The organism is Yoonia sp. (assembly GCF_046292185.1).
Taxonomy (GTDB): domain Bacteria; phylum Pseudomonadota; class Alphaproteobacteria; order Rhodobacterales; family Rhodobacteraceae; genus Yoonia.
In genome coordinates this window covers 23859-45456 of record NZ_JBKBQY010000014.1, presented here as the reverse complement: position 1 = coordinate 45456, position 21598 = coordinate 23859, and the positions used below count along the sequence as shown (strand labels likewise).

The 21598-nt window shown below is 60.3% G+C and carries 23 protein-coding genes and 1 pseudogene; 10 read left to right on the top strand and 14 right to left on the bottom strand.

The features are described 5' to 3' along the window. From ACK4TM_RS04475 to mnhG, 4 genes and pseudogenes are all read left to right on the top strand, one after another. Positions 1–255: pseudogene (locus ACK4TM_RS04475) on the top strand (hypothetical protein); the annotation flags it as partial. After that, positions 252–728, top strand: coding sequence for a Na+/H+ antiporter subunit E (locus tag ACK4TM_RS04470; RefSeq protein ID WP_409697358.1), 477 nt, complete (start codon positions 252–254; stop codon positions 726–728). The pseudogene ACK4TM_RS04475 and the gene ACK4TM_RS04470, both read left to right, overlap by 4 nt. Beyond that, on the top strand, positions 725–1030 hold the full coding sequence (locus tag ACK4TM_RS04465; RefSeq protein ID WP_409697355.1) for a monovalent cation/H+ antiporter complex subunit F: 306 nt from the start codon (positions 725–727) through the stop codon (positions 1028–1030). The genes ACK4TM_RS04470 and ACK4TM_RS04465 overlap by 4 nt, the downstream gene beginning before the upstream one ends. Then, positions 1023–1319: a monovalent cation/H(+) antiporter subunit G gene (gene mnhG / locus ACK4TM_RS04460; RefSeq protein ID WP_409697352.1), complete on the top strand. Its 297-nt coding sequence runs from the start codon at positions 1023–1025 to the stop codon at positions 1317–1319. Before ACK4TM_RS04465 ends, mnhG begins: the two co-directional genes overlap by 8 nt. Positions 1320–1328: 9 nt before the next feature. On the opposite strand, the gene ACK4TM_RS04455 is transcribed toward mnhG, so the two are convergent. Next, positions 1329–1493, bottom strand: coding sequence for a hypothetical protein (locus ACK4TM_RS04455; RefSeq protein WP_409697349.1), 165 nt, complete (start codon positions 1491–1493; stop codon positions 1329–1331). Positions 1494–1643: 150 nt separating this feature from the next. On the opposite strand from ACK4TM_RS04455, the gene ACK4TM_RS04450 reads away from it, so the two are divergent. Then, the gene (locus tag ACK4TM_RS04450; RefSeq protein ID WP_409697346.1) at positions 1644–1937 is read left to right on the top strand and encodes a hypothetical protein; all 294 of its coding nucleotides are present in this window, start codon (positions 1644–1646) and stop codon (positions 1935–1937) included. A gap of 67 nt (positions 1938–2004) precedes the next feature. On the opposite strand, the gene ACK4TM_RS04445 is transcribed toward ACK4TM_RS04450, so the two are convergent. The 4 genes from ACK4TM_RS04445 to ACK4TM_RS04430 are packed head-to-tail and all read right to left on the bottom strand — an operon-like array spanning position 2005 to position 6689. Further along, positions 2005–3153: an OpgC family protein gene (locus ACK4TM_RS04445; RefSeq protein ID WP_409697343.1), complete on the bottom strand. Its 1149-nt coding sequence runs from the start codon at positions 3151–3153 to the stop codon at positions 2005–2007. Next, positions 3146–4936 carry a glucans biosynthesis glucosyltransferase MdoH gene (gene mdoH, locus ACK4TM_RS04440; RefSeq protein ID WP_409697340.1) on the bottom strand — a complete coding sequence of 597 codons (1791 nt, stop codon included), beginning with the start codon at positions 4934–4936 and terminating at the stop codon, positions 3146–3148. The genes ACK4TM_RS04445 and mdoH overlap by 8 nt, the downstream gene beginning before the upstream one ends. A 3-nt stretch (positions 4937–4939) precedes the next feature. Further along, positions 4940–5119, bottom strand: a complete 180-nt coding sequence (locus ACK4TM_RS04435; RefSeq protein ID WP_409697337.1) for a hypothetical protein — start codon at positions 5117–5119, stop codon at positions 4940–4942. Next, positions 5112–6689 (bottom strand): glucan biosynthesis protein, encoded by a 1578-nt coding sequence (locus tag ACK4TM_RS04430; RefSeq protein WP_409697334.1) that lies wholly within the window; start codon positions 6687–6689, stop codon positions 5112–5114. Before ACK4TM_RS04430 ends, ACK4TM_RS04435 begins: the two co-directional genes overlap by 8 nt. On the opposite strand from ACK4TM_RS04430, the gene ACK4TM_RS04425 reads away from it, so the two are divergent. Further along, positions 6673–6906, top strand: coding sequence for a hypothetical protein (locus ACK4TM_RS04425; RefSeq protein WP_409697331.1), 234 nt, complete (start codon positions 6673–6675; stop codon positions 6904–6906). The two genes, ACK4TM_RS04430 and ACK4TM_RS04425, sit on opposite strands and share 17 nt — an antisense overlap. 191 nt (positions 6907–7097) lie before the next feature. Here ACK4TM_RS04425 and ACK4TM_RS04420 read toward each other — a convergent pair whose 3' ends face one another. From ACK4TM_RS04420 to ACK4TM_RS04400, 5 genes are all read right to left on the bottom strand, one after another. Further along, complete coding sequence (locus tag ACK4TM_RS04420) at positions 7098–7814, bottom strand: PQQ-dependent sugar dehydrogenase (RefSeq protein WP_409697328.1); 717 nt, start codon at positions 7812–7814, stop codon at positions 7098–7100. A gap of 50 nt (positions 7815–7864) precedes the next feature. Continuing rightward, positions 7865–8275 carry a PQQ-dependent sugar dehydrogenase gene (locus ACK4TM_RS04415; RefSeq protein ID WP_409697325.1) on the bottom strand — a complete coding sequence of 137 codons (411 nt, stop codon included), beginning with the start codon at positions 8273–8275 and terminating at the stop codon, positions 7865–7867. 109 nt (positions 8276–8384) lie between these two features. Further along, complete coding sequence (locus tag ACK4TM_RS04410) at positions 8385–9788, bottom strand: cytochrome c (RefSeq protein ID WP_409697322.1); 1404 nt, start codon at positions 9786–9788, stop codon at positions 8385–8387. A gap of 12 nt (positions 9789–9800) precedes the next feature. Continuing rightward, positions 9801–11570 (bottom strand): GMC family oxidoreductase, encoded by a 1770-nt coding sequence (locus ACK4TM_RS04405; protein ID WP_409697319.1) that lies wholly within the window; start codon positions 11568–11570, stop codon positions 9801–9803. Between the two features lie 2 nt (positions 11571–11572). Further along, on the bottom strand, positions 11573–12433 hold the full coding sequence (locus tag ACK4TM_RS04400) for a gluconate 2-dehydrogenase subunit 3 family protein (protein ID WP_409697316.1): 861 nt from the start codon (positions 12431–12433) through the stop codon (positions 11573–11575). Between the two features lie 330 nt (positions 12434–12763). Here ACK4TM_RS04400 and ACK4TM_RS04395 point away from each other — a divergent pair, with 330 nt between their 5' ends. Continuing rightward, on the top strand, positions 12764–13402 hold the full coding sequence (locus ACK4TM_RS04395) for a hypothetical protein (protein WP_409697313.1): 639 nt from the start codon (positions 12764–12766) through the stop codon (positions 13400–13402). A 288-nt stretch (positions 13403–13690) separates the two neighbouring features. Continuing rightward, positions 13691–15481, top strand: coding sequence for a gamma-glutamyltransferase (gene ggt / locus ACK4TM_RS04390; protein ID WP_409697310.1), 1791 nt, complete (start codon positions 13691–13693; stop codon positions 15479–15481). A gap of 114 nt (positions 15482–15595) precedes the next feature. On the opposite strand, the gene ACK4TM_RS04385 is transcribed toward ggt, so the two are convergent. From ACK4TM_RS04385 to ACK4TM_RS04370, 4 genes are read right to left on the bottom strand one after another with little or no spacing between them, the layout of a single operon-like run. Continuing rightward, a complete protein-coding gene (locus tag ACK4TM_RS04385) occupies positions 15596–16597 on the bottom strand; it encodes a TRAP transporter substrate-binding protein (protein WP_409697307.1) in 1002 nt (333 codons plus the stop codon). A gap of 36 nt (positions 16598–16633) precedes the next feature. Continuing rightward, entirely contained in the window at positions 16634–17911 is a 1278-nt protein-coding gene (locus tag ACK4TM_RS04380) for a TRAP transporter large permease (protein WP_409697304.1), read from the bottom strand. Further along, a complete protein-coding gene (locus ACK4TM_RS04375; RefSeq protein WP_409697301.1) occupies positions 17908–18447 on the bottom strand; it encodes a TRAP transporter small permease in 540 nt (179 codons plus the stop codon). The genes ACK4TM_RS04380 and ACK4TM_RS04375 overlap by 4 nt, the downstream gene beginning before the upstream one ends. Next, positions 18444–19850, bottom strand: a complete 1407-nt coding sequence (locus ACK4TM_RS04370) for an FAD-binding oxidoreductase (protein WP_409697298.1) — start codon at positions 19848–19850, stop codon at positions 18444–18446. Before ACK4TM_RS04370 ends, ACK4TM_RS04375 begins: the two co-directional genes overlap by 4 nt. Positions 19851–19953: 103 nt before the next feature. Between ACK4TM_RS04370 and ACK4TM_RS04365 the strand changes: the two genes are divergently transcribed. Both ACK4TM_RS04365 and ACK4TM_RS04360 read left to right on the top strand, forming a co-directional pair. Beyond that, a complete protein-coding gene (locus ACK4TM_RS04365; RefSeq protein WP_409697295.1) occupies positions 19954–20874 on the top strand; it encodes a dihydrodipicolinate synthase family protein in 921 nt (306 codons plus the stop codon). Positions 20875–20901: 27 nt separating this feature from the next. Beyond that, positions 20902–21540, top strand: coding sequence for a GntR family transcriptional regulator (locus ACK4TM_RS04360; protein WP_409697292.1), 639 nt, complete (start codon positions 20902–20904; stop codon positions 21538–21540). The last annotated feature ends 58 nt before the right edge of the window (positions 21541–21598 follow it).

Here is a 21598-nt window from a genome sequence, read left to right as displayed (position 1 = left end):
GACGGGATTGAGCCAAAACTGTCCTCCCTGCCCGGTCGTGCAGCATTGCTGATCCCGGTGATCTTTCTGGCGGTGCTGACGATGGTGATCGGGTTGATGCCTGACCCGTTCGTGGAATTCGCGACGCGGTCATCGGTGCAATTGCTGGATTCCACCGCCTATATCACCGCCGTTCTGGGCGAGGATGCGATTGCAGCGCCAGTGCCGGATCTGGATGAAATCCCGACGACCGAGATTCTGGAGGTCGCGCCATGAACATGTTCATCCTCAATCTCGCGCTGGCGGTCATGTGGGCGGCGCTCTGGGGGAGTCCGACGCTGGTCATGCTGGCGGCCGGGTACGTGCTGGGCTTTCTGACGCTCTGGTTCGCGTCGCCGGTCTTTGGCTTGCCGGATGGATATTTCCTGCGCGCCTGGCGGATCGTGCGGCTGATCCTGTTCTTTATCTATGAGCTGATCATGTCGAGCCTGCGCGTCGCTTATGACGTGTTGACCCCGAATGATTACAGCACGCCTGCAATCCTTGAAATGCCGCTGGATGTGAAAACCGATTTCGAGATTCTGCTGATCACCAATCTGATTTCGCTGACCCCCGGCACGCTGAGCCTTGATGTATCGGATGATCGCAAGACACTGACCTTTCATGCGATGTATGCCGAAGACCCCGAGGCGTTGATCAGCGACATGAAAAACGGGATGGAACGGCTGGTCATAGAGGTATTTGAATGATGGACACCGCTAGCTTTCTGAACATCGCGGTCACGATATCCGTCGCGCTGGTGGCGCTGTCGCTGGCGATTGCTTTCGTGCGCATGGTACTGGGGCCGACATTGTCGGACCGGGTCGTAGCATTGGACATGATGACCACGCTGATCATCGCCTTCTGCGGGATCATCGCCACGATGACAGCCGTGGTGGCGTTTCTGGATGTCGCCATCGTTGTGGCACTGATCGGGTTCCTGGCGACCGTGGCGCTGGCGCGTTATGCGGATCGCCGCGACCCCGACAATGAGGATCATGCCAATGATTGATATTCTGGTTGGAGTGTTTCTGCTGATCGGCAGTTTCTTTGCGCTTGTTGCCGCTATCGGCATTTTCCGCCTGCCCGATGTGTTGATGCGGATGCACGCGTCAACCAAGGCAGGGACTTTGGGCAGCAGTCTGATCTTGATCGGCTGCGCGATTTTCTATGCCGATGGCGCCACCACGACGCGCGTCATTGCGACAATCGTTTTTCTGATGCTGACCGCCCCGATTGCCGCCCATATGCTGGGCCGCGCGGCGGCACGCGGCTACAAGAAATCCACCTTGGCGAAATAGACCGCGCCTTTAGCGGTCTGGCGCGTCCTTGGCGAGGGTGGATTTGTTTTCATCGCGGTGCATCTTGGGATCATTGATCCTGTCGATTGTTTTCTTGCGACTGCGCACAGCGAAAAAAATTACCGCCGCGAAGGTGAAAAGCGATAAAATCGCCAGAAAGATTCCGGTGTCCATGACTTTCTCCTGAATGTTGCTTTGTGCGGTCAACCGGTGACCTGCGCGTCGGTTCCATCACGAAAAGATGGAACAAAATAATTGCCCGCGGGTTGAGTAAACACTGGAAACATCGCCAGCACTGCTGGCCGAACGTCACGGAGGCCCTTCATGAGCCATTCAGAACAAAATCTTGATCGCCAGATCAAACGCCACAGAGGCCCGCTTTATGGCATCACAGCCGTCGCTGTCTTTGTCGCAGTATTGATCGTTTGGTGGCTTGCCCGTGAGGTGGACGAAGCACCGGGTTCGCAAGCCTCCCCTGCCCCCACAGAAACGACGGCACCGGACCAGACCGAAGGCACGATGCCGATCCTTGATGGTGAGAATGTGCCGGTGCAAACCGTGCCAGTCCCAGCAGAATCCGATGCTGCGGGACAGGCTGATAACCCGGTGGCCGAGTAACACCACCAAAGCGGATAATGGCCGTGTGACCCTTGGGTTGTGCGGCCATTGTTATTGGTAATAACCGCTAACTCACCCGTGGTTTCGGCCAATATTGTTTCGCCGCCGCCAGCCCAAGCTGGGCCAACAGCCCGGCGCCGATCATCAGCGTATCCAGCACGACATCCTGCCCTGTCACCGTTTTGACCGCCTGGATTGCAAAGGCCAGCACTGTGCCGAGTGCGAACACCGGCAGGGCCTGCTGACCCAGCAAGGCAAAGGGTGCGGCAACGGCTGTTGCACATGCTCGCCGCACCGCGCCAAAGCTGGACAGGAAATAGGCGAGCGCAAGGATATGCAGCAGGCGTGGCGCGGCCAGATAGGTCTTGTTGAACCCAGTGATCAGCACCGGCACGCCCGCGTCCTGCGCGGCGCGCAGCCCACCGCGCATCACCGCCGCAAAATCAGGCCATTGCATCCAGACCAGCGACAGCAGCAAGAAGCCACCGGTCAGGCATTGCAACCAAAGACGGACAGGGACAAACCTTTGGCCCGCCTTATGGGCAACCCCGGTCAGCACGCCGACGATGAACAGCAATTGCCAGGAAAACGGGTTCAGAAACCAGCCACCGTCGCCGGGATAATTCGGAAAATTGATCCGCGCGATCCCCGCCGTCAGCCAGACGATCAGCGACAGGCCCAGCACGACAAGGGGCCAGCGCAGCGCCGCCCAGATCACGGGCGGCACCAGCAGCAACAGCACAAGGTAAAGCGGCAGGATATTCACATATCCGATCTGATGGCCCAACAGCGGCACACCGATCAGGAACCCCAAGGGGTCCTTCACCAGCGTCCAGATGCCATGCTTGCGCATCATGTCGGGGGCATCGCACCAATGCGCGGCGGCAGCAGCAATCGCGATGGAAATGACGGTGATCAGAATATGCACCTGATACAACGTCCAGACCCGGCGCAGGACCCGCGCAACCCCGGCCAGCGGATCGCCCCGCCGGAACACGCCCGAATAGGCGATCCCCGCAGCGATGCCGGACATGAAGACAAACCCTTCTGCCGCGTCTGAGAAACCGAAATTGCGGTTGGTGAATTGTTCCAGATAGTTCTTCGGCGCATGATTGATAAAGATCATCACCAAGGCAAGGCCCCGGAACACATCCAACCTTGGGTCACGCTCTGTGCCGGGTGCCCGTCGGTCTTGCGACCCGATGATGTCAGACATGCTGCAGGCGTCCGCTCAGAAGTTCGGGTTGTTCATCGCTGTTGCCCGCCTGCCATTGGCCCAGCACATCGGCGCGCAATTGCATCACCGGGGCCGGTGCCAGCTCTTCGGGGGTGACGAACAGCGCCGGATGGCCCGGCCGCGACAGCCATGCGATGATGAAAGGCGCGCAGACCATCGGCAACGTAACCGGCAGGAACCATGCGATCAGCGCAGGCGACAGCGCGGTGACAAGCCCAAGCCCGACCAGCCCGGTCAGCACGATCCAGTAACTGGCCCCGAACGCGTCCAAGATGCGCAGTTCCGGCGTGTCGCGGTCATGCGCAGGCCAGCCGCCGTCACGCCCCAACAGAACCTGAAACACCGACCGCGTCTGATACATCATCGAAATCGGGGCGATGATCGATGACAGCAAAAGCTCTGTCATGGCTGACAACGTTGCGTGAAGCCAACCCCCGAACCGCCTGACGCGGCCCCACAGGACCGCATCCGCGCCGATCAACAATTTAGGCAGGATCAGCAGGCCGAAAATCCCGATGATCAGGCCGATCGCAAGCGTCGTCTCATCCGGTGGCATGACGGGCATCGGCCAGTATTGCGTCGGGAAATAGACGGTCGGCGGGCCAAAGGCGGGGGCGGCGATACTGGCCACCAGAAACCCCAGCCAGCAAAGCGACACCAGATAGGCAAGGATACCCTGGACAAAGACAAACCTGCTCCACCCGCGCAGGCCGGGGGCGAAGACAAGACGGCTGTGTTGCAGATTTCCCTGACACCAGCGCCGGTCGCGTTTGGCGTGATCGATCATGTTTTCGGGGCCTTCTTCGAAACTACCGTCCAGATCATCATCCAGCCTGACATGCCATCCGGCGCGCGCCAAAAGCGCCGCTTCGACGTAATCATGGCTCAGGATATGGCCGCCGAAGGGCGGTTTGCCAGCCAGTTCCGGCAGTCCGCAGCTTTGCGCAAAGGCACGTACCCGGATGATCGCATTATGCCCCCAGAACGGGCCGGTATGCCCCTGCATCATCGCCAGCCCGCGCGCGAACACGGGGGAATTGAAGGCGGTGGAAAACTGCATCGCCCGGCCGAAGCGGGACCGCGCGTGAATGATCCGTGGCAAGGTCTGCAGCAGCCCCAGTTTCGGGTCGGCCTGCATCCGGCGGGCCATTTCAACCATGGTTGCGCCTTCCATCAGGCTGTCGGCGTCCAGAATGATCGCAAATTCATAGGCGGCGCCGGAGGATTGGATAAAATCCTCGACATTGCCGGCCTTCTTGCCGGTGTTGCTGGTGCGGCGGCGATAGAATATCCGCCCCTGCCCGTTCCGATCACCCAACAGCCGCAGATACCAAAGCCGTTCACGCGCCGCGACAAGATCATCGCGCGTATCCGACAGGATCGCGAAATCGAAATGCCCGCCGTGCCCGGTGGCGGCAAGCGACATATCCATTGCGGCAATGCGCGAGAATGTGGCGATGGGGTCTTCTTCATAGACCGGGACCAGCACCACGATACGCCCACCCAAGGGTTTGTCGCGGTCGATCAGTGGTACCTGTGCATGGGTGGTCAGCCCCATAAACGCCTGCATCGCCCCCCAGGCCAGCCAGAAGGTCGAGATCAGCATGAAAACACTGCGCAGGATGTCGATCTTGTCCAGCCCGTCGGCGGCGCCGAATTTCAGGAACAACGCGAATGCGGAAAACGCCGCGATCAGGCTGGCGATCAGCGCGACGCTGCGGGCAGTTGTGACGCCCCGGCTTACCGGGCGCGCGGTTGGCATCGCTTATTGACCCGCTTTGGGTAGAAATGCGCCGAACAGCCGTGGCAGGAGACCGTGATGTTCGTCGCCCTTGCCATGCTCTAACTGCTGTCGGACGATAGCCATCGGGGCCGCAGGCGGCGCGCCGATGACCGCGATCAGTCGTTCGATGTCGGGATTCTCATCAGACATTAAATCACGCATTCTCTCTGGTCCATTGATACAGCCACGTTTCTGTAAGCTTCCGGCTGTAACCCGCGACATGGGCGGAAAGTTCCACAACATCACTGTCCTGTGCGCTGACATCCAGCACCATGCGCCAGATTTCGCCACCCGGCACCGGGCCAAGCGTGACATTCACCAATTCGCCGCCCGTCACGCTGACGATCGGTGTCACGTCATCCTCTGCCGTCAGGCGCGACAGCAGGCCGCCCTTGAAATCGATCACGAATTTGCGCTTGTTGGCGGCGTTGACGACGCCGGACACACCGCCGGCCCCGGCCAAAGTGTCGACGACATGCGCAATCTCTGCGCCGTCGTTTTCGGGCAGGTCGCCCCAGCGCAGCAGATAGGAAAATTCGCGCGCATCGCCTGCCTTGATGTCACCTTCGGGGATGAAATAGGCGACGATATTGTCGTTCACTTCCAGGTCGGTCGGGATCTCGACCAGCCGGATATGACCAGGCCCCCAATCGGTGGCAGGCACAACATCCAGCGAGGGCCGCATTTCATAATGCGCTTCGGGGTCCTGATAATTGGCGAAATCACGGTCGCGCTGATGCAGGCCGAAACTGACCGGGCCGTTTTCCGCAAAATACGACCCCGCCAGCCGGCTAGGGTTGTTCAGTGGCCGCCAGATCACATCGCCGCCACGCTGCACAATACGCATCCCATCGCTGTCGTGGACACGGGGGCGGTAATCATCGAAACCGGCGCGGTTGATCCCGTTGTAAAGGAACATGGATGTCAGCGGCGCGATCCCCATCTCGGCCACATCGGCGCGGAAGAACAGCCGGGCGGTGACATCCATTTCCGTCGCTTCGCCGGGCCGGATGACAAAACGGTAGGCACCAGTCACACTGGGGCTGTCCAGCAGCGCATGCACAACAGCAGCGCCCTGCGCGTCATGTTCCAGATAGAACCGCGTGAAGCGGGGGAATTCTTCCGGCATTGGGCCAGCGGTGTTCAGCGCAAGACCACGCGCGCTTAACCCATAGCGGCTGTCGCGGCCCAAGGCGCGGAAATAGCTTGCCCCCAGAAACGCCACCAGCTCATCAAAACGATCGGGATGGTTCAGCCGGGCATTCAGCCGGAATCCCGCAACACCCGGCAATTCGGCATGTTCGGGCACGCGGTCGGCCAATGCGTTGAGATATTCAAAATCATCAGTAGAAAAGATCATCGGCGCAGCGGTGGCGGTATCGCCGTCACGCGTGACCTCGAACAATTTCACGGGTTCGCCGAACAACCATCCGGTATGGAAGGCATGAACGTGAAACTGCGAGTCTGTGTCGGCCCAGCGGGCGCGGTCGCCGTCAAACCGGATCAGGCGATAGTCGTCATAATCGAGGTCGCCAAGGAAACCTTCTGGCGGTGTCGGTTCGACATAGGCTTCGGCGGCGCGGGCCTGTGCCATTTCGGTCAGGGTTTCAAAGGAAAATGGCTCGGACGCAGGCGCATCCTGTGTATATCCACGACTGGCGAACATGAGCGCCGTGACTGCGGCGGTGCTTTGCAGCAAATGGCGACGGCTCATCTTGGTCGAAAAAATCATGTCGTTCCTTAAAGTGTCTTATTCCAACGGCTTGCGCAGCGGCCTGCAGCGATTCTTCCGGATGGTATTCAAATCAGCACATATTGCGGCAGTGCAGCAAAGCCAAGATGTCACGCGCGAAGCAATCCGCATGAGCATGGTTCCGCCATTAAATAGCCTTGTTTTTAGCAAAGTCGCCTGTTTTCGGGCAATTATTCGACGCTTGCCAAGCCTTTGATCAATGCCGACACAACAAAGTTGGTGCTGGTTCAGACCTGATGCAGCGGTTGGCCTGACGACCACGGTGGCCTGCTGCGGCGTGGTCATCATCGTCCCTTGGTGCGCGCGACCCGCCGCCCAAAGGACCCGTTTTATGCAGATGCTGATCATTGTCCGGCAGATCTGCCGGACAATGTCCCAAGCCGGCTATTATCCTTCGGGTGTCAGGCGGAGGATCGTGCCGTTCTCTTCATCGGTCACAAGCCAAATGTTACCGTCCAGCCCGTTGTGAACGTCGCGCACGCGGTAACCCAGTTCGATCTCTTCCTGGGTAACGACTTCACCATCTTCCAGCCGCACACGCACCAGCCCTTCGGTGACAAGGCCACCGATGATCATGTCGCCCGCCCAGTTTTCAAAATTTGACCCGTCCGAAACGAAGGTCACACCCGACGGGGCAACCGTGTCTTCGAATACATGCACCGGCGAGGTCATGCCTTCCATGCTCAGCCCGACCCCGAGCGGCGCGCCGGAATAATCCGGCCCCCCCGCCAGGAACGGCCAGCCATGGTTATTGCCCGCCGCGATCAGCTGGATGGTGTCGCCACCTTCGGGTCCATGATCGACAGCCCAGATTTCATTGGTTTCGGGATGTATCGTCAGGGCCTGAATGTTGCGGTGACCCATGGAAAAGATATAGGGATCCGCCTCGCCTTCTTCGGCCTCATCTGCGAAGGACGGATTGTCGGGATGGGCATCGCCTGCGTCCGTGAGGCGCAGCACCGAGCCTGCCTGATCCGCAGCATCCTGGGCGCGTTCAAGATTGCGACGCTCGCCTATCGACAGAAACAGCGATTGATCCTCTGGATCAAATGCCATCCGTCCGCCGAAATGCAGGCCGCTGGAATCCTGATCGTCCTGTTTCATCACGAAAATATCCTCGACATCGCTGAAGGCGACACCGTCGTCATTCTGTTCTATTGTCCGCGAATGATCGTCACCGCCGCGCCGTGATCGGTTTCGCGCGAATAGCTCAGATAGGCCCAACCATTGTCGGCGAAATCAGGGTGCAGTTTCACATCGAAAAGCCCGGCCTGACTACGCTCGGTTTCGCCCTCGTAACGGAAAAGATCGTCCGCTTCCCAGATCGGTTCTGACAAAGCGCCGCCCACATCGCCCACGCGCAGGGTGCCGGTATTGCGTTCCGTGACCAGAAATTCCGTATCGGATATAAAGGCCATGCCCCAAGGGTGCGACAAGCCCTCGACCACGGTTTCGACGGCGAAGGCATGATCCTGCGCATCGACGCTTGTCTCTTGTGCCAGTGCAGAGCTTCCGAGCAAGAGCGTGAGGTGGGTAAAATATGCAGCTTTCAAAATCCGTGACATATGCGTTTTCCTTCCTGAATGCGTTGCAATTGGTCCAAACCTGAGGTCTGCAGGAATGTTCCCGCTGCTCGCCCGCGCACGGGCAGTGATCATGCACCGTCAGGCAGGATCACTCTGCTTGTTCCATCACGAATTGCCCGGCTTGCGGGGCGACATCTGCGCCCTCTATGCGGCCCTCGCCGTCTTCGCGCATATCGGTGACATCTTCCGCGCTGACGGCACCGGCGTTGTTCGACCAAGCGCTGCGCACAAAGGTCGCCAGTTCCGCGACTTCCTCATCGCTGAGGCGGTGGGCGAAGCCAGGCATCTCCAGCCGCATCGGCCGCTCCTCGGTCGAGGGCAGCGTATCGCCGTACATGATCATGTGGATCAGCCCCGTCGGCAGTTCGGCATTGACCAGATGGTTACCGTCAAGTTCGGGGAAAACCTCGTTGGCCCCCCGTCCATCGACAAAGTGGCAGGCGTTGCAATTATCCAGATACAGCCGCGCCCCAAGGCTCATCTGCGGGTCAGCGGATGTCAGCAGAACCGATGTTTCGCTTTCCACGAAAGTTTCCAGCTTGGTCGCATCCGGGTCCTCGGCGACAGGCGCAGGATCACCGGCAGCCCCCTCGCGCCCGATATGGCGCAGATAGGCGACGACCGCGGCCATATCATCGGGCGTCAGATGTTGCAGTGAATCCTCGACTACCAGTTTCATCTCGCCCACGATACTGGCATGGACATTGCGCCCGGTGGCCAGGATGCGTGCAAGCTGTTCGGGTTCCCAGCGCTGCGGCGGGCTATCGGGGCCGCGCAGGTCCGGCGCGGTCCAGCCGTCGATTTCCCCGCCGGTCAGGAAACGTGCGTCCCGCGCGGTAAACCCGTCCTGCCCGAATATCACATTGCGCGGCGTATGACACGCACCGCAATGGCCCGGCCCTTCCACGATATAGGCACCACGGTTCAGGACATCATCCTCGAACATCGGCGTGAACCCGGCATCGGGCAGCCCGACCCAGTTCCACGCCCGCAGACCCCAGCGTTGATTGAACGGAAACGGCAGATCGTTTTCCGGCACAACGTTATGAACAGCCTCTACTTCTTCGGTGAAATACTGATAGAGCGCGCGGACATCGGTTTCCGAAATAAGCCGGTAATTGTCATAGGGCATGGCGGGGTACAGATGCGCGCCGTCCTGACGAATTCCATCATAGAGTGCGGCGCGGAATTCATCCAGCGTATAGCCGCCGATGCCGGTGTCCGGCTCAGGGGTGATGTTGGAGGAATAGATCGTGCCCACCGGGCTTTCGATCGGGCGACCGCCTGCGAATTGCTCACCGTCCTCGGCAGTGTGACAGGCAGCGCAATCGGCCAGCCGCATGGCGTAATAACCTTCACCCTCGGCGGGTTCCCAGTCGGGGGCAAGGGCCTGCTGGGGGCCGGTCCTTTGCACCGGCACCAGGATGAACAGCGCCAACCCGACAAAGCCAAGGATGACCAGAACAAGGACGATCCGCAGAAAGGTTTTCATCGCAACGCCCCCCTATACCAACGGACGCGGATTTTGCAGATAATCGCGCCGGATCGCATCGGCCGACCAATACGTCAGCCCGCCCACCATGCCGGTGGGGTTGTATTGCAGGTTTTGCGGAAAGGCCCCCGCCCCCATGACAAAGACGTTATGCACATCCCATGATTGCAGATACCGGTTCAGCGCCGATGTGGCCGGGTCATTGCCCATCACCGTGCCGCCGACGTTATGGGTGGTCTGATAGCTAGTCGTGTCATAGGTAGCGCCTTCTTCTCGATAACTCGATGTCCAGCTTGTCGGATTCATCGCCGCAACCATGGGTTCGATGCGCTGGCGCATGAATTGCGTCATCGCAATCTCGTTCGGCTTCCAGTCGAAAGTCAGCCGCAGCAACGGCCTGCCGTGCCGGTCGGTATAGGTCGGATCAAGGTCCATATAGGTATCGCGATACGCCATGTTCGATCCATGTGAGCCGACGGACATGGACCGCCCGTACCATTCACCGATGCCCTGTTTCCATTCGGCACCCCATGTCTTTGTGCCTTCGGGCAGCGACATGGACCGGATCGGCTGGCCATTGGTCTGGCTGTTGCTGATATAGCTGCCGCCGATGAAACCTTCGGCGGCAAAGTCGATCTGGTTGATGGCGAAATCATCGATCGCCATGCCGTTCGCACCCGCGCCGACAAAGGGATTGAAATCGATATCTCGGAAATAGGCCGCCGTGCTGCCCATCATCTGATAGGAATAATTCCGCCCTGTCACACCTTGGCCCGTGGCCGGATCATAGGGCTGGCCGATTCCCGACAGCAGCATCAGATGCACATTGTGCAACTGATAGGCGGCAAGGATCACGATGTCGGCTGGTTGAAACACCTCTTCCTGTGCGGCCTCGTCATAATAGGTGACGCCCGTCGCGGTCTGCCCGTCGGGCGCAAGTTCGACGCGCAACACCTCGGCACCCGTGCGATACTGGAAATTCGGCTTGCGTTTCAGCGCGTCAAGAACGCAGGTCTGGGGTGACGATTTGGAATAATTCAGGCATCCATAGCGTTCGCAGAACCCGCAGAAATTACACGGACCAAGCTGCATGCCGTAAGGATTGACATAGGCCTGGCTCGCATTGGCCGCAGGTTTGATGAACGGGTGATAACCCGCCGCCTCTGCCGCTTGGGCGAACATCCGGTTGGACAGCGTGGTCGGCAGCGGCGGCATCGGGAAAGGCTGGGCGCGCGGTGCCTCGAACGGGTTGCCGCCGGGCTGGATTTCACCGTTCAGATTGCCCGCGACCCCGGCAATGCCCGCCACCTGTTCGAACCGATACAGGTAAGGTTCCATTTCTTCATAGGTGACGCCCCAATCCTGCAATTGCATATCTTCGGGGATGATGTCGGCACCAAAGTTTTCCTCGACATAGCTGCGCAGGCGCAGCTCTTCTTCCAGCGGACGCCAGTGGACGCCGTTCCAGTGGATGCCCGCACCGCCGACACCGTCGCCCAGCAGAAATGACCCGAACCGGCGATAGGGCAGCGCGGTTTGGCCGGTGTTGTGCCGTATCGTCAGAGTCGACTGACGCGCGCGTTGCATGAAATCAAAGCGGACACCAAAGCGCAGTTCATCCGCGACATCGGGATACCGGAAATTCGGTACCGTTTCGCGGTCAGGACCGCGTTCCAGCGCCAGAACCTCCAGCCCTTCTTCGCACATCTCCATGCCCATGATCGCGCCGGTCCATCCCAGCCCGACGATGACAACGTCTTTCCTTGGATCCTGTCGTGCCATGATCAAGCCCTTTCGCCGTTGATGGAAACTGGACCAAGCGGATAGGGAATGTTGTCCTTGTCGACCCATTCCAGAAAACTGGCGCGGGCACCCGGAAACCCGATATAGACCCAGGATGCCATCTGATGGTTGCCACCGTATTTCGGGTCAGAGAAATACCCTTCTTTGGTGTTCTGGACCAACATGGCAAAGAAATCGCGCAATTCGTCGGGCATGATGCGGACCGCGGTTTCAGTATCGTCGTTCTCATCCTCGCCTTGCTCGGTGCCTTCGCCCTCATCGTCGCCTTGCTCGGCACCCTCGCCGCCGTCACCGCCGGGCGAGGCTGCCGTCTCTTCGGTGGCTTCTTCGCCTTCGCCCGCCGCAGGCCCCAGGGATTCCCCGGCGCGTTCGGCGTCAGCCTCCAATGCATCCAGCGCTGCGTCCTGCATGTCCGGTGACAGCGCGGCAAAGGTATCGCCGTATGCGTCCGCGCACCATTCATCGAAACGCGCGATCCCGGCGCGATAAATTTCGGCAGGGGTCAGCGGCGTCTGATAGCCAAAGTCGGGGTCGGCGCCGGGGTCATGCGGCCCTGCCATATACCAATCCGCCGCCTGCCCGAACGGGCCTGCCAGATCGCGGTCGATGAACACCGGCACGCGGGCCTCAATCGCGCCCGGCCCGTCGCCTTCGGACGGGATCAGGCGCGCTGTTGCCGCCATGACGAACGCCCATTCCGCCCCGCTCAGGAATTCCGGTTGGTACTGGTCCAGCGGGACCGCCGCCTCTTGTGCCCATAACGGCTGAAACCCGGTGGCAGCCACGCCTGCGGCCCCCGTCTGCAGGAACGCGCGGCGGGTCGGAGCGAGAGTTTTTGTCATGAGTATCCCCTGTTGCAAGCCGTTGCCCTGTCTGGTCCGCCTGCAACAAACGCGCATGCAACCGGAAGATAAGGCATGTTTTTCTGTTGCAACCGACAGCCCGTTAGGATGTTCCCAAGGAAATTTCAGAAAATCCGCAGTGGGGCCGCAACGCCCTGAGCGTCACAGACCATCAGACGCCGCGAAAGAAACTTGCGGATTTGCGCCCCACCTTCAACCTCGCGGTTGAGAGGCGCGATTTACATCGCGGATATGATTGCCGCACGCGATCAAGGGGCGCAGCAATGACGTCATGAACCGGCATAAGCCGAAAACTAAAGGAAATATCCGATGTCATTGAAATCCAGAAAATTCGCTTTCTCAGCCGTGATGGCCGTCATCCTTGCCGCCGCCGGCACCGTCGCGGTGACGCCCTTGACCAGCAGTGCCGCCTATGCGCAGGGCAATTCCGGCGGAAACGGTGCCGGCAACAGAGGCAATGGCCGCGCCGCTGAACAGCGCGGACGCAACAACGCCGAGAACCGGTCAAACGGCCGGGCGTCCACCGCTGGCGAAAGATCCAACAGGGGCGCGCTCGCGTCCGAACTGAAAGGGTTGAACGCGGCCCACGCAAGCGCGCAGGCATTCGCGAACGCAGCGCCAGACAGCATGCCCGGCAAACTGGCAGCATTCAAAAATGAATATCAGTCAGTCTATGATGCGACTGTTTCCCTGAACGATGCAACCAAGGCGCTGGAAGATTTCCCCGAATTTTCGACCGATTTTGACGAAGGCTCGCCGGAATATGACGCGGCATTCGCGGTCTACGAGGCGGAACGCGAAGCGCTGGAAATTGCGGTGAGCGATGCAGAAGCAGCGCTGATCGACCAGAGCGTCGACTACACCGAATCTTACGCAGCCCTGACAGGTGGCGTCGAGCTTTCGCCCGAAGCCCAGGAAGAACTGATGCGGCTTCTGGGCCTGCGCTGAACCGCTGCGGGCCGGGGATTTTCCGGCCCGTACCACCGCGACTAAGATCGCCAGAAACGCCTTACCGCGCAGCCTCAGGCAGGCGCGTCCCGGCACCCGGTTCATGCACAAACGTTTCGATTGAACCGCGTCCAGAAATCATCACCGCCGGGAAACACTTGATCTGATCGCCTGATCATGCATCTTTGGGATTAGCAGCGGGCCACCTAACGCAACCGCAAGAACAGGTCGCATGCCATCAGGGCGCATCGCCTGACATGGCCCGCAATGCAACGCAGGGAGATTCACATGCATCGTTCTACATCCACAGCCATTCTGGTCTTTCTTTTGGCCGCACCCGTGATGGCGCAGCAGGCGTCCGACGTGATCGTTCCGGAACCAGAAACACAGGTCACGCAGGACTTTCCCGGAATTTCTGACGCAGCGGCAGCGGCGCTGGATGCAAAGCGCGAAGGTCGCACCGTCGAAGCCGACGACTGGATGGTCGCCGCAGCCCATCCGCTAGCGGTAGAGGCCGGTGCGCAGGTGCTGCGCGACGGTGGGAATGCCGCCGATGCGATGGTCGCCGTGCAGGCGGTGCTGGGTCTGGTCGAACCGCAATCATCGGGGCTTGGCGGCGGTGCCTTTCTGGTCTGGTACGATGCCGCCACCGGCGAGATCACGACACTTGATGCGCGCGAAACCGCGCCACTGGCCGCCGACCCACGCTATTTTCAGGATGAAGATGGCGAACCTTTGGATTTCATGACTGCCGTGGTCAGTGGCCGGTCGGTCGGCACGCCGGGCACCCCCAGGTTGATGGAAGAGGCGCATCGCCGCTGGGGCCGCTCAAACTGGTCCGGCCTGTTTGACACGGCGATCACCCATGCCGAGGATGGTTTCACCGTCTCGACCCGCATGTCGGAATCAGTGGCCGCTGCGGCAGAGAGCCTTGCCGCCTTCCCCGCCACGGCGGATTATTTCCTGCCTGACGGCGCGCCGATTGCCACTGGGGACACGCTGGTCAATCCCGATTACGCCGATACGCTACGCCAGATCGCGACGCGCGGCACGGAGGCTTTCTATACCGGCGAGATCGCGGCGGATATCGTGGCTGCGACCCGCACCGAAGATCATCCCGGCCTGCTGTCGATGACCGATCTTGCGCGGTATCGCGTGATCGAACGGCCTGCCGTCTGCTATGATTATCGCGGTGCAGAGGTCTGCGGGATGGGCCCGCCTTCATCCGGGGCGGTAGCGATTGCGCAGATCCTGGGCATGCTGGAAAATTTCGATATCGCGGAAATGGGTCCACAGGACACCGAGGCGCGGCGGTTGATGGGCGATGCCACCCGGCTCGCCTTTGCTGACCGGGGCCGGTATCTGGCCGACAGCGATTTCGTGCCGGTGCCGGTGCAGGGCCTGATTAACCGCGATTATCTGGCACAGCGTGCCGATCTGCTGCGCGGCGACGACGCCCTGCCAGAGGTGGCGGCGGGTGAACCGGAATGGGACCACGCCTTTCTTTGGGGCGACGACCTGCGCGAAGAACGCCCTGCCACCTCGCATATTTCCATTGTCGATGGCGATGGCAACGTGCTGTCGATGACGACGACAATCGAAAGCGGCTTCGGGTCGCGGATCTTTGTTCGCGGGTTCCTGTTGAACAACGAATTGACGGATTTTTCCTTTGCCACCCACGCGAATGGCTGGCCCATCGCCAACCGGGTAGAGCCGGGCAAAAGGCCCCGGTCATCGATGTCACCCACCATCGTGCTGCGTGACGGCGCGCCGGTACTGGCCATCGGCAGCCCCGGTGGGGCCACGATCATCGGTTTCACGGTGCAGGCGATCATCGCGCATCTGGACTGGGGAATGGACGTGCAAGAGGCGATTTCGATGCCGCATCTGATCAACAGTTTTGGCACCTATCAGATCGAGGCCGGCACATCGGCCGAGGATCTGACCGCGTCTTTGTCCGATCTGGGGTTCGAGACGAACGTGACGGCGATGACATCGGGCCTGCATGCAATTTCACTTGGCGACGGGCTGCAAGGCGGTGCTGACCCACGGCGCGAAGGCATCGCGCTGGGGGAATAAAGGGACGCGTCAGCCTCTGCAAAGTGGAGGAGGCTGACGCGCGGCACTAATAATAATCCGGGGAGCGGATAGCGGCCCAACGCGGCTGTTGATTGCCGTGAAGGGCAGTTACTACTACTCTGCCTCGACCGCGCTGACCAGAACGTCGACGAGTTCATCGCCGATCTGTCCGCGGACCATGTCCTGCAACGGTGCCGTCGCTTCGCGGAATGCGGCCAGCTCATCTTCGCTCAGGTCAATGATCTCCATATGTTCAAGAATGGCTGCGCGTTGTTCGCTCAGCATCTCGTCCTGAAGCTCCCATTGGAACGTCTCTGCATCGGCCAGCGCCTGATCCACGACCTGCTGAAGATCGTCGGGCAGGCTGTCATACCATTCCTTGTTGATCAGGTTCACGTTGGCCAGAAGAATATGGTTCGTCGTCGTCAGATAGGTCTGCACCTCGTAGAACCGTTGCGACAAGATGTGGCCAAAGGGGTTTTCCTGACCGTCCACGACACCCTGCTGCAGCGCGCCGTATAGTTCGGGGAAAGCAATCGGCGTGGGGGCGGCACCCATGGCTTCCCATGTCGCGACCGAGAATGGGTTTTCGGGCACCCGGATGCGCAGGTTGTTGTCGCTGATATCCGCAGGCGAGCGCACCGCGACCGAAGATGTCGTCAACTGCCGGAAGCCACCGTTGTAAAAGCTGCCAAAGTGAATGCCGCGCTCCTCCAGCGCCTCTTCAAGGGCGGCGGTAAAAGCGCTGTCGTTAAGAATGGCGCGCAGGCGGATTGTGTCCGTCGGGAACAGATAGGGAATCTCGAAAGCGGCGAATTCGGGTACGAACTGCACCGCGCCAGAGGTCGAAGTGGGAACGAACTGAATATCGCCCAGCAGCATCGATTCCAGCAATTCGCGATCACCGCCCAATGCGCCGCCGGGCTGGTGCTGCACATCGATCCGGCCTTCGGACCCGGCTTCAATGTCGGCTGCGATCTTTTCGAACGCCTGATAAAGCGGATGCGTCGTATCGTTGAGCGTATGCGCAAGGATCATTGTATAGTCCTGCGCGTGAACCGGCAGCGCTGTGCCGATGGCCAGCAATGCTGACACGGAAAGGGTTTTGTATGTCATGAAATCCTCCTTTTCATGGGGTGACGGCCGCGCGGATTATCCCGCAAGACCGGGAAGCCAAAGCGTCAGCCCGGGCACATAGGTGACGAAAAGCAGACCGATGAGCAGCAGTGCGATAGGCACCAGCAGCCCACGGCAAATCTCTACCACCGACAATTTGGTGATGCCCGACGCGACATAAATGTTCACGCCCACCGGCGGGGTGGCAAAACCGATGGCCAGATTGACCACCATGATCATCCCGAAATGGACCGGGTCGACGCCATAGGGTGCCACAACCGGCAGCAGCATCGGCGTCAGAACGATGATCGCAGACAGCGTTTCCATCACCATGCCGACGCCCAGAAGCACCAGATTGATCAGCAACAAAAGGATCAGACGTTCATCAATGGCCCCACCGACAAAAGCGCCCAAGGCCGCCGGAACCTGCAGCAAGGTCAGCACGCGGCCCAAGGCTGCCCCGGTGCCGGCAATGATCAGGATCGGGCCTATGATCAGGGCCGTGCTGACAAGCACATTTCCGATATCGCGCACCGACAATTCCCTGAACACCACCATCGAGATGACGAGCCCATAGACGCAGGCAATCGCCGCCGCCTCGGTCGGTGTGAAGGCGCCCCCGTAGATACCGCCCAGCACGAAGACAGGTGCCATCAAGGCCCAGAAACTACGCCGGAACGCCGCCCAGACCGAAAGCTGTCCGGTGTCCGAGGTGATCCGATGCGCGTTGCGCCGCCCATAGACATGCGCATACCCCATCAGCAGGCCACCGATCACACAGGCGGGCAAAATGCCGCCGATGAACAGTGCCGATACGCTGACCTGTGCCGCCATGCCATAGATGATCATCGGGATCGACGGCGGCACGATCACCCCCAGCGTTCCCGCAGCCGTCACCAGAGCTGTGGAAAAGCGCAGGTCATAACCTTTGGAAACCAAAAGCGGGATCGACATTGACCCGATTGCCGCGACCGTGGCCGGAGAACTGCCGGAAATGGCACCGAACAACATGCAGGCCGCGACGGTCGACATCGCCAACCCGCCCCGGAACCTGCCAAATACCGCATCCGCGAAAGAGAATAACCGCCGCGCCAGACCACCCTTGGTCATGATCTCGCCTGCGAGAATGAACAAAGGCACTGCAAGCAACGGAAAACTGTCGAGCGCCGTGACAATGGAACGGACGACCTGACCGGGGTTTGTCGGCGCGCCCATCCATCCCGGCAAGAGCGCGGCAAAGCCGAGCGAAAAGGCGACCGGCACGCTCAGAAGCAGGACGACGAGAAAAAAGCCAAGGGCATAGACCGGGATCATGGATGCGACCTTTTGGAAATGTCAGCCTCGGGTACGAGGTCCGCAACGATGATCAGGCCGGGCACGTCGCCGCCCCGCGCGATCCGCCACAACGCCTGCAGCGCGCGCAGAAAAGCCAGCCCCATGCCCACCGGCACAGCAGCATAGACGACCCACATCTGCAGGCCCAGCCCCGGCGATTTCTGGCCGATCTGCGCGATCCGCTGCGTCAGCGGCACCGAATACCAGACCATCAGCGCAAAAAAGAGCGCCGAGGACATCAGGGCAAAGACCCCGAAACTGCGCAACCATCTTTGCCCTGCCATGACCGGCAGCAGATCGACCGATATGTTGCGGCCTTCGCGCACCGCAAGGCTGACGCCGATGAAAGTGCACCAGATCAGCAGATACCTTGCCAGCTCCTCGGACCAGACCAGCGGCGATCCAAGAAGATAGCGGAACACCACCTGCGCGGCGAGGATCACCACCATCGCAAGCAGGATTGCCGCCAACGTGAACCGTTCCAGATTGGCTTCCAGAAATCGCAGGGCTTTCATGCGTCGATCACCTTGCCCGGATTCAGAATGCCGTTGGGGTCCAGCGCCGTCTTGATCCGGCGCATCAGCGCCATTTCTGCTTCGCTGCGGGAATATTGCAGATACGGTTTCTTGGTCGTGCCGATACCATGTTCGGCTGACACCGATCCGCCGAATTTGCGCACGGTCGCGTAAACCGCGGCATCCAACGCCTTGGCGGGTTGATCATCGCTCCCCGGCAACCAAGCCAGCAGGTGCAGATTACCATCCGCGACATGGCCGTAATAAACAGAACGCGCCCCTAGGACCGCCATTTCGATGGCTACGGCGCAGTCCTTGGCAAAATCATCGGCCTGCCCGGTGGGCAGCCCCACATCATAGGCAAGATGCGGCCCGAGGGTGGCCTTGAATTCCGCACAGGCGTCACGAACGCCCCAGAATGCCTTAACGTCAGCGATGCTCTGGGAAAGGACCGCGTCCTCTACCACTGAGGCCTGGAACATGTCTTCCAGAAAGGCGTTGAAACGGTCGCTGTCGGCGTCTTCATCCGTGCCCTGCGCCTCGATCAGGACCCGAAAAACGTGCTGCCCCTGCAGCGGGTCGCGCACGCCGGGGACCTCGCAGGCGACCTGCCAGTAATCCGGCCACATCACCTCGAAGGCAGACAGTGTCGGCCCCAGTTTGCGCCGCGCGCCGTCCAACAAACGCAGGACAGAGCCGTAATCCGCAAGCCCGCACAGGGCGGCATGCGTGCAACCTGGCAGCGGATAAAGGCGCAGCACAAGCCGGGTGATGACCCCCAGCGTGCCTTCGGAGCCGATGAACATCTGCCGCAGGTCATATCCGGTATTGTTCTTGATCAGCTTGGAGGTGGCGTCGATCACCGTGCCATCTGCCAGCACCACCTCCAACCCGAGAACAAGATCGCGCATCATGCCATAGCGGATGACGCGGTTGCCGCCTGCATTCGTGGCCGCATTGCCGCCAATCGCGCAAGACCCCCGCGCCCCAAGGTCCAGCGGGAAATAGACGCCCGCATCGGCTGCGGCGTTCTGCACGACCTCAAGCGGCGTTCCGGCCAGAACGGTCATGGTCGCGGCGGCGGTGTCAATTTCTTCGATGCCGGTCATTTTTTCTAGCGATAGCGCGACGCCCCCTGCAATGGGACGCGCCCCGCCGCACAACCCGGTCAGCCCGCCTTGCGGCACGACAGCAATCTGATGCGCGTTGGCGACCTGCAAGAGCATCGCCACATCTTGCGTTGTGCGCGGACAAAACAGCGCGGCAGGTTGCTGCGGGGAAAGTGCTGACCAATCGTTGTGATTGCGTGGCGGCACCGGATCGATGCGACTTGCGCAAAGCTGGTCCGGCAAATCGTCAAGAAACGCCTGCAAGCATTGATTGCTATCCCGCCCTGCGCGCATTCCCGATTCCTCCCTTGCCGTCGAATTTGTTTGAAGTTACCGATTGTAAGGTCAATGTCAACAGACTAACATGTTACTAAATGTTCAGTCAGGAATCTCTACAATGATCAATTCTACCGCACCCACGCTTCGCACGGAACAGGACGTTACTGCGCCACGTGCGCATCTTTTCGGTTTGTCCGCTGCCATGGTGACACCCTTCACCGAGGAGGGTGCCATCGACACCGCGCGTGCCGCAGCCCATGCCGATTTTCTGATGCAGGAAGGTTTGTCCGGCGTGACCCTGTTCGGGACCACGGGAGAAGGGGCGTCGCTTGGCCCGAAGGATCGTGCGCGCCTGCTGGATGCCGTGATGGATGCAGGTGTGCCAGCGGCGAAAATCACCGTCGGTATCGTCGCATCCGACAGCGAAACCGCGTTGGATCAGATCGCCGCAGCGCAAGCCAAGGGTGTTGACCGGCTGCTTTTAGCACCGCCGTTTTATTTCAAGGGCATTTCGCAGGCCGCTTTGGGCACCTGGGTCGCACAGATAATCCGCGCGATGAAGCGCGAGGCGCAGATCATTCTTTACCACATTCCGCAGGTCACCGGCGTGGCCTTTGACGCGCCCCTTGTGCGCGACCTGAAAGACAGGTTCGGCACCACGATCTTTGGCGTCAAGGACAGTGCCGGCGATTGGGATCACGCACAAAACCTGCTTGCCCTGGATGATCTGGCGATCCTGATCGGCGACGAACGCCTGCTTGCGCGCGCCGCACCGCTGGGTGGCGCAGGCGCGATCAGCGGAATGGGAAACCTGTTGCCGGGCCGCGTCGCGAAGATGATCCAGACCGGCGTCGCCGATCCTGCGCTTGATGCTTTGGTGGACCGCGTTGTGTCCGTTCCCGTCACGCCGCTGGTCAAGGCTCTGGTCGGGGGGCTGCACGGGGATGCCGGTTGGTCTGCCACGCGCCCACCGTTGGAACCTGCCGATCCTGCACTGGTCAGCAGCTTGCTTGAGACGGTAAGGTCAATGAGGCCCTGAAGTGGCTGATTTCACAAGGATGACCGGATGAAGTTAAGAGAACAAGCCTACGACGCCTTCACCGAAAACCTGCTGGCGCGGCAGATATCGCCCGGTCAGTTCATTTCGCAACGCGAGCTGGTCGCACTCACCGGGATGAGCCTTGGGGCCGTGCGTGAAATGATCCCCCGGCTTGAGGCGGATGGGCTGATCCGCACGGTGGCACAGCGCGGGCTGCAGGTGATGAATGTCGATATGGAACTGATCCGCAACGCCTTCCAGTTGCGGATCATCCTTGAGCGCGAGGCGATCCGACATTTTGTAACGGTGGTGTCGGACGAGGAAATCGCAGCCTTGCGCACCGCGCATGAACAGGCGCGCGCCGACGCTGTTTCCGGCGTGACACCCGATGTTCTGGCCCGTGCGCAGCAGACTGACTGGGATTTTCATGACCGGATCATCGACATGCTTGGCAACGAATTGATCAAGACGATCTATCGCACCAATGCAATCAAGGTGCGCCTGATCCGCAACGACGATACCCGCATGCTGCCGGAACTGGCCGTATCGGTGATGGACGAACATCTGGCCATCATCAAAGCCATCGAAAGCCGCGCGCCCGAGGCGGCGGAAGCGGCCCTTCTTGCGCATTTGACAAGTGCCAAGCACCGTGCTGTCAGGATTTGACATGCGCGCACACTTCGCCCCGGGCACGCCAGACCGCACCTCCGATCACCCGCGAAAA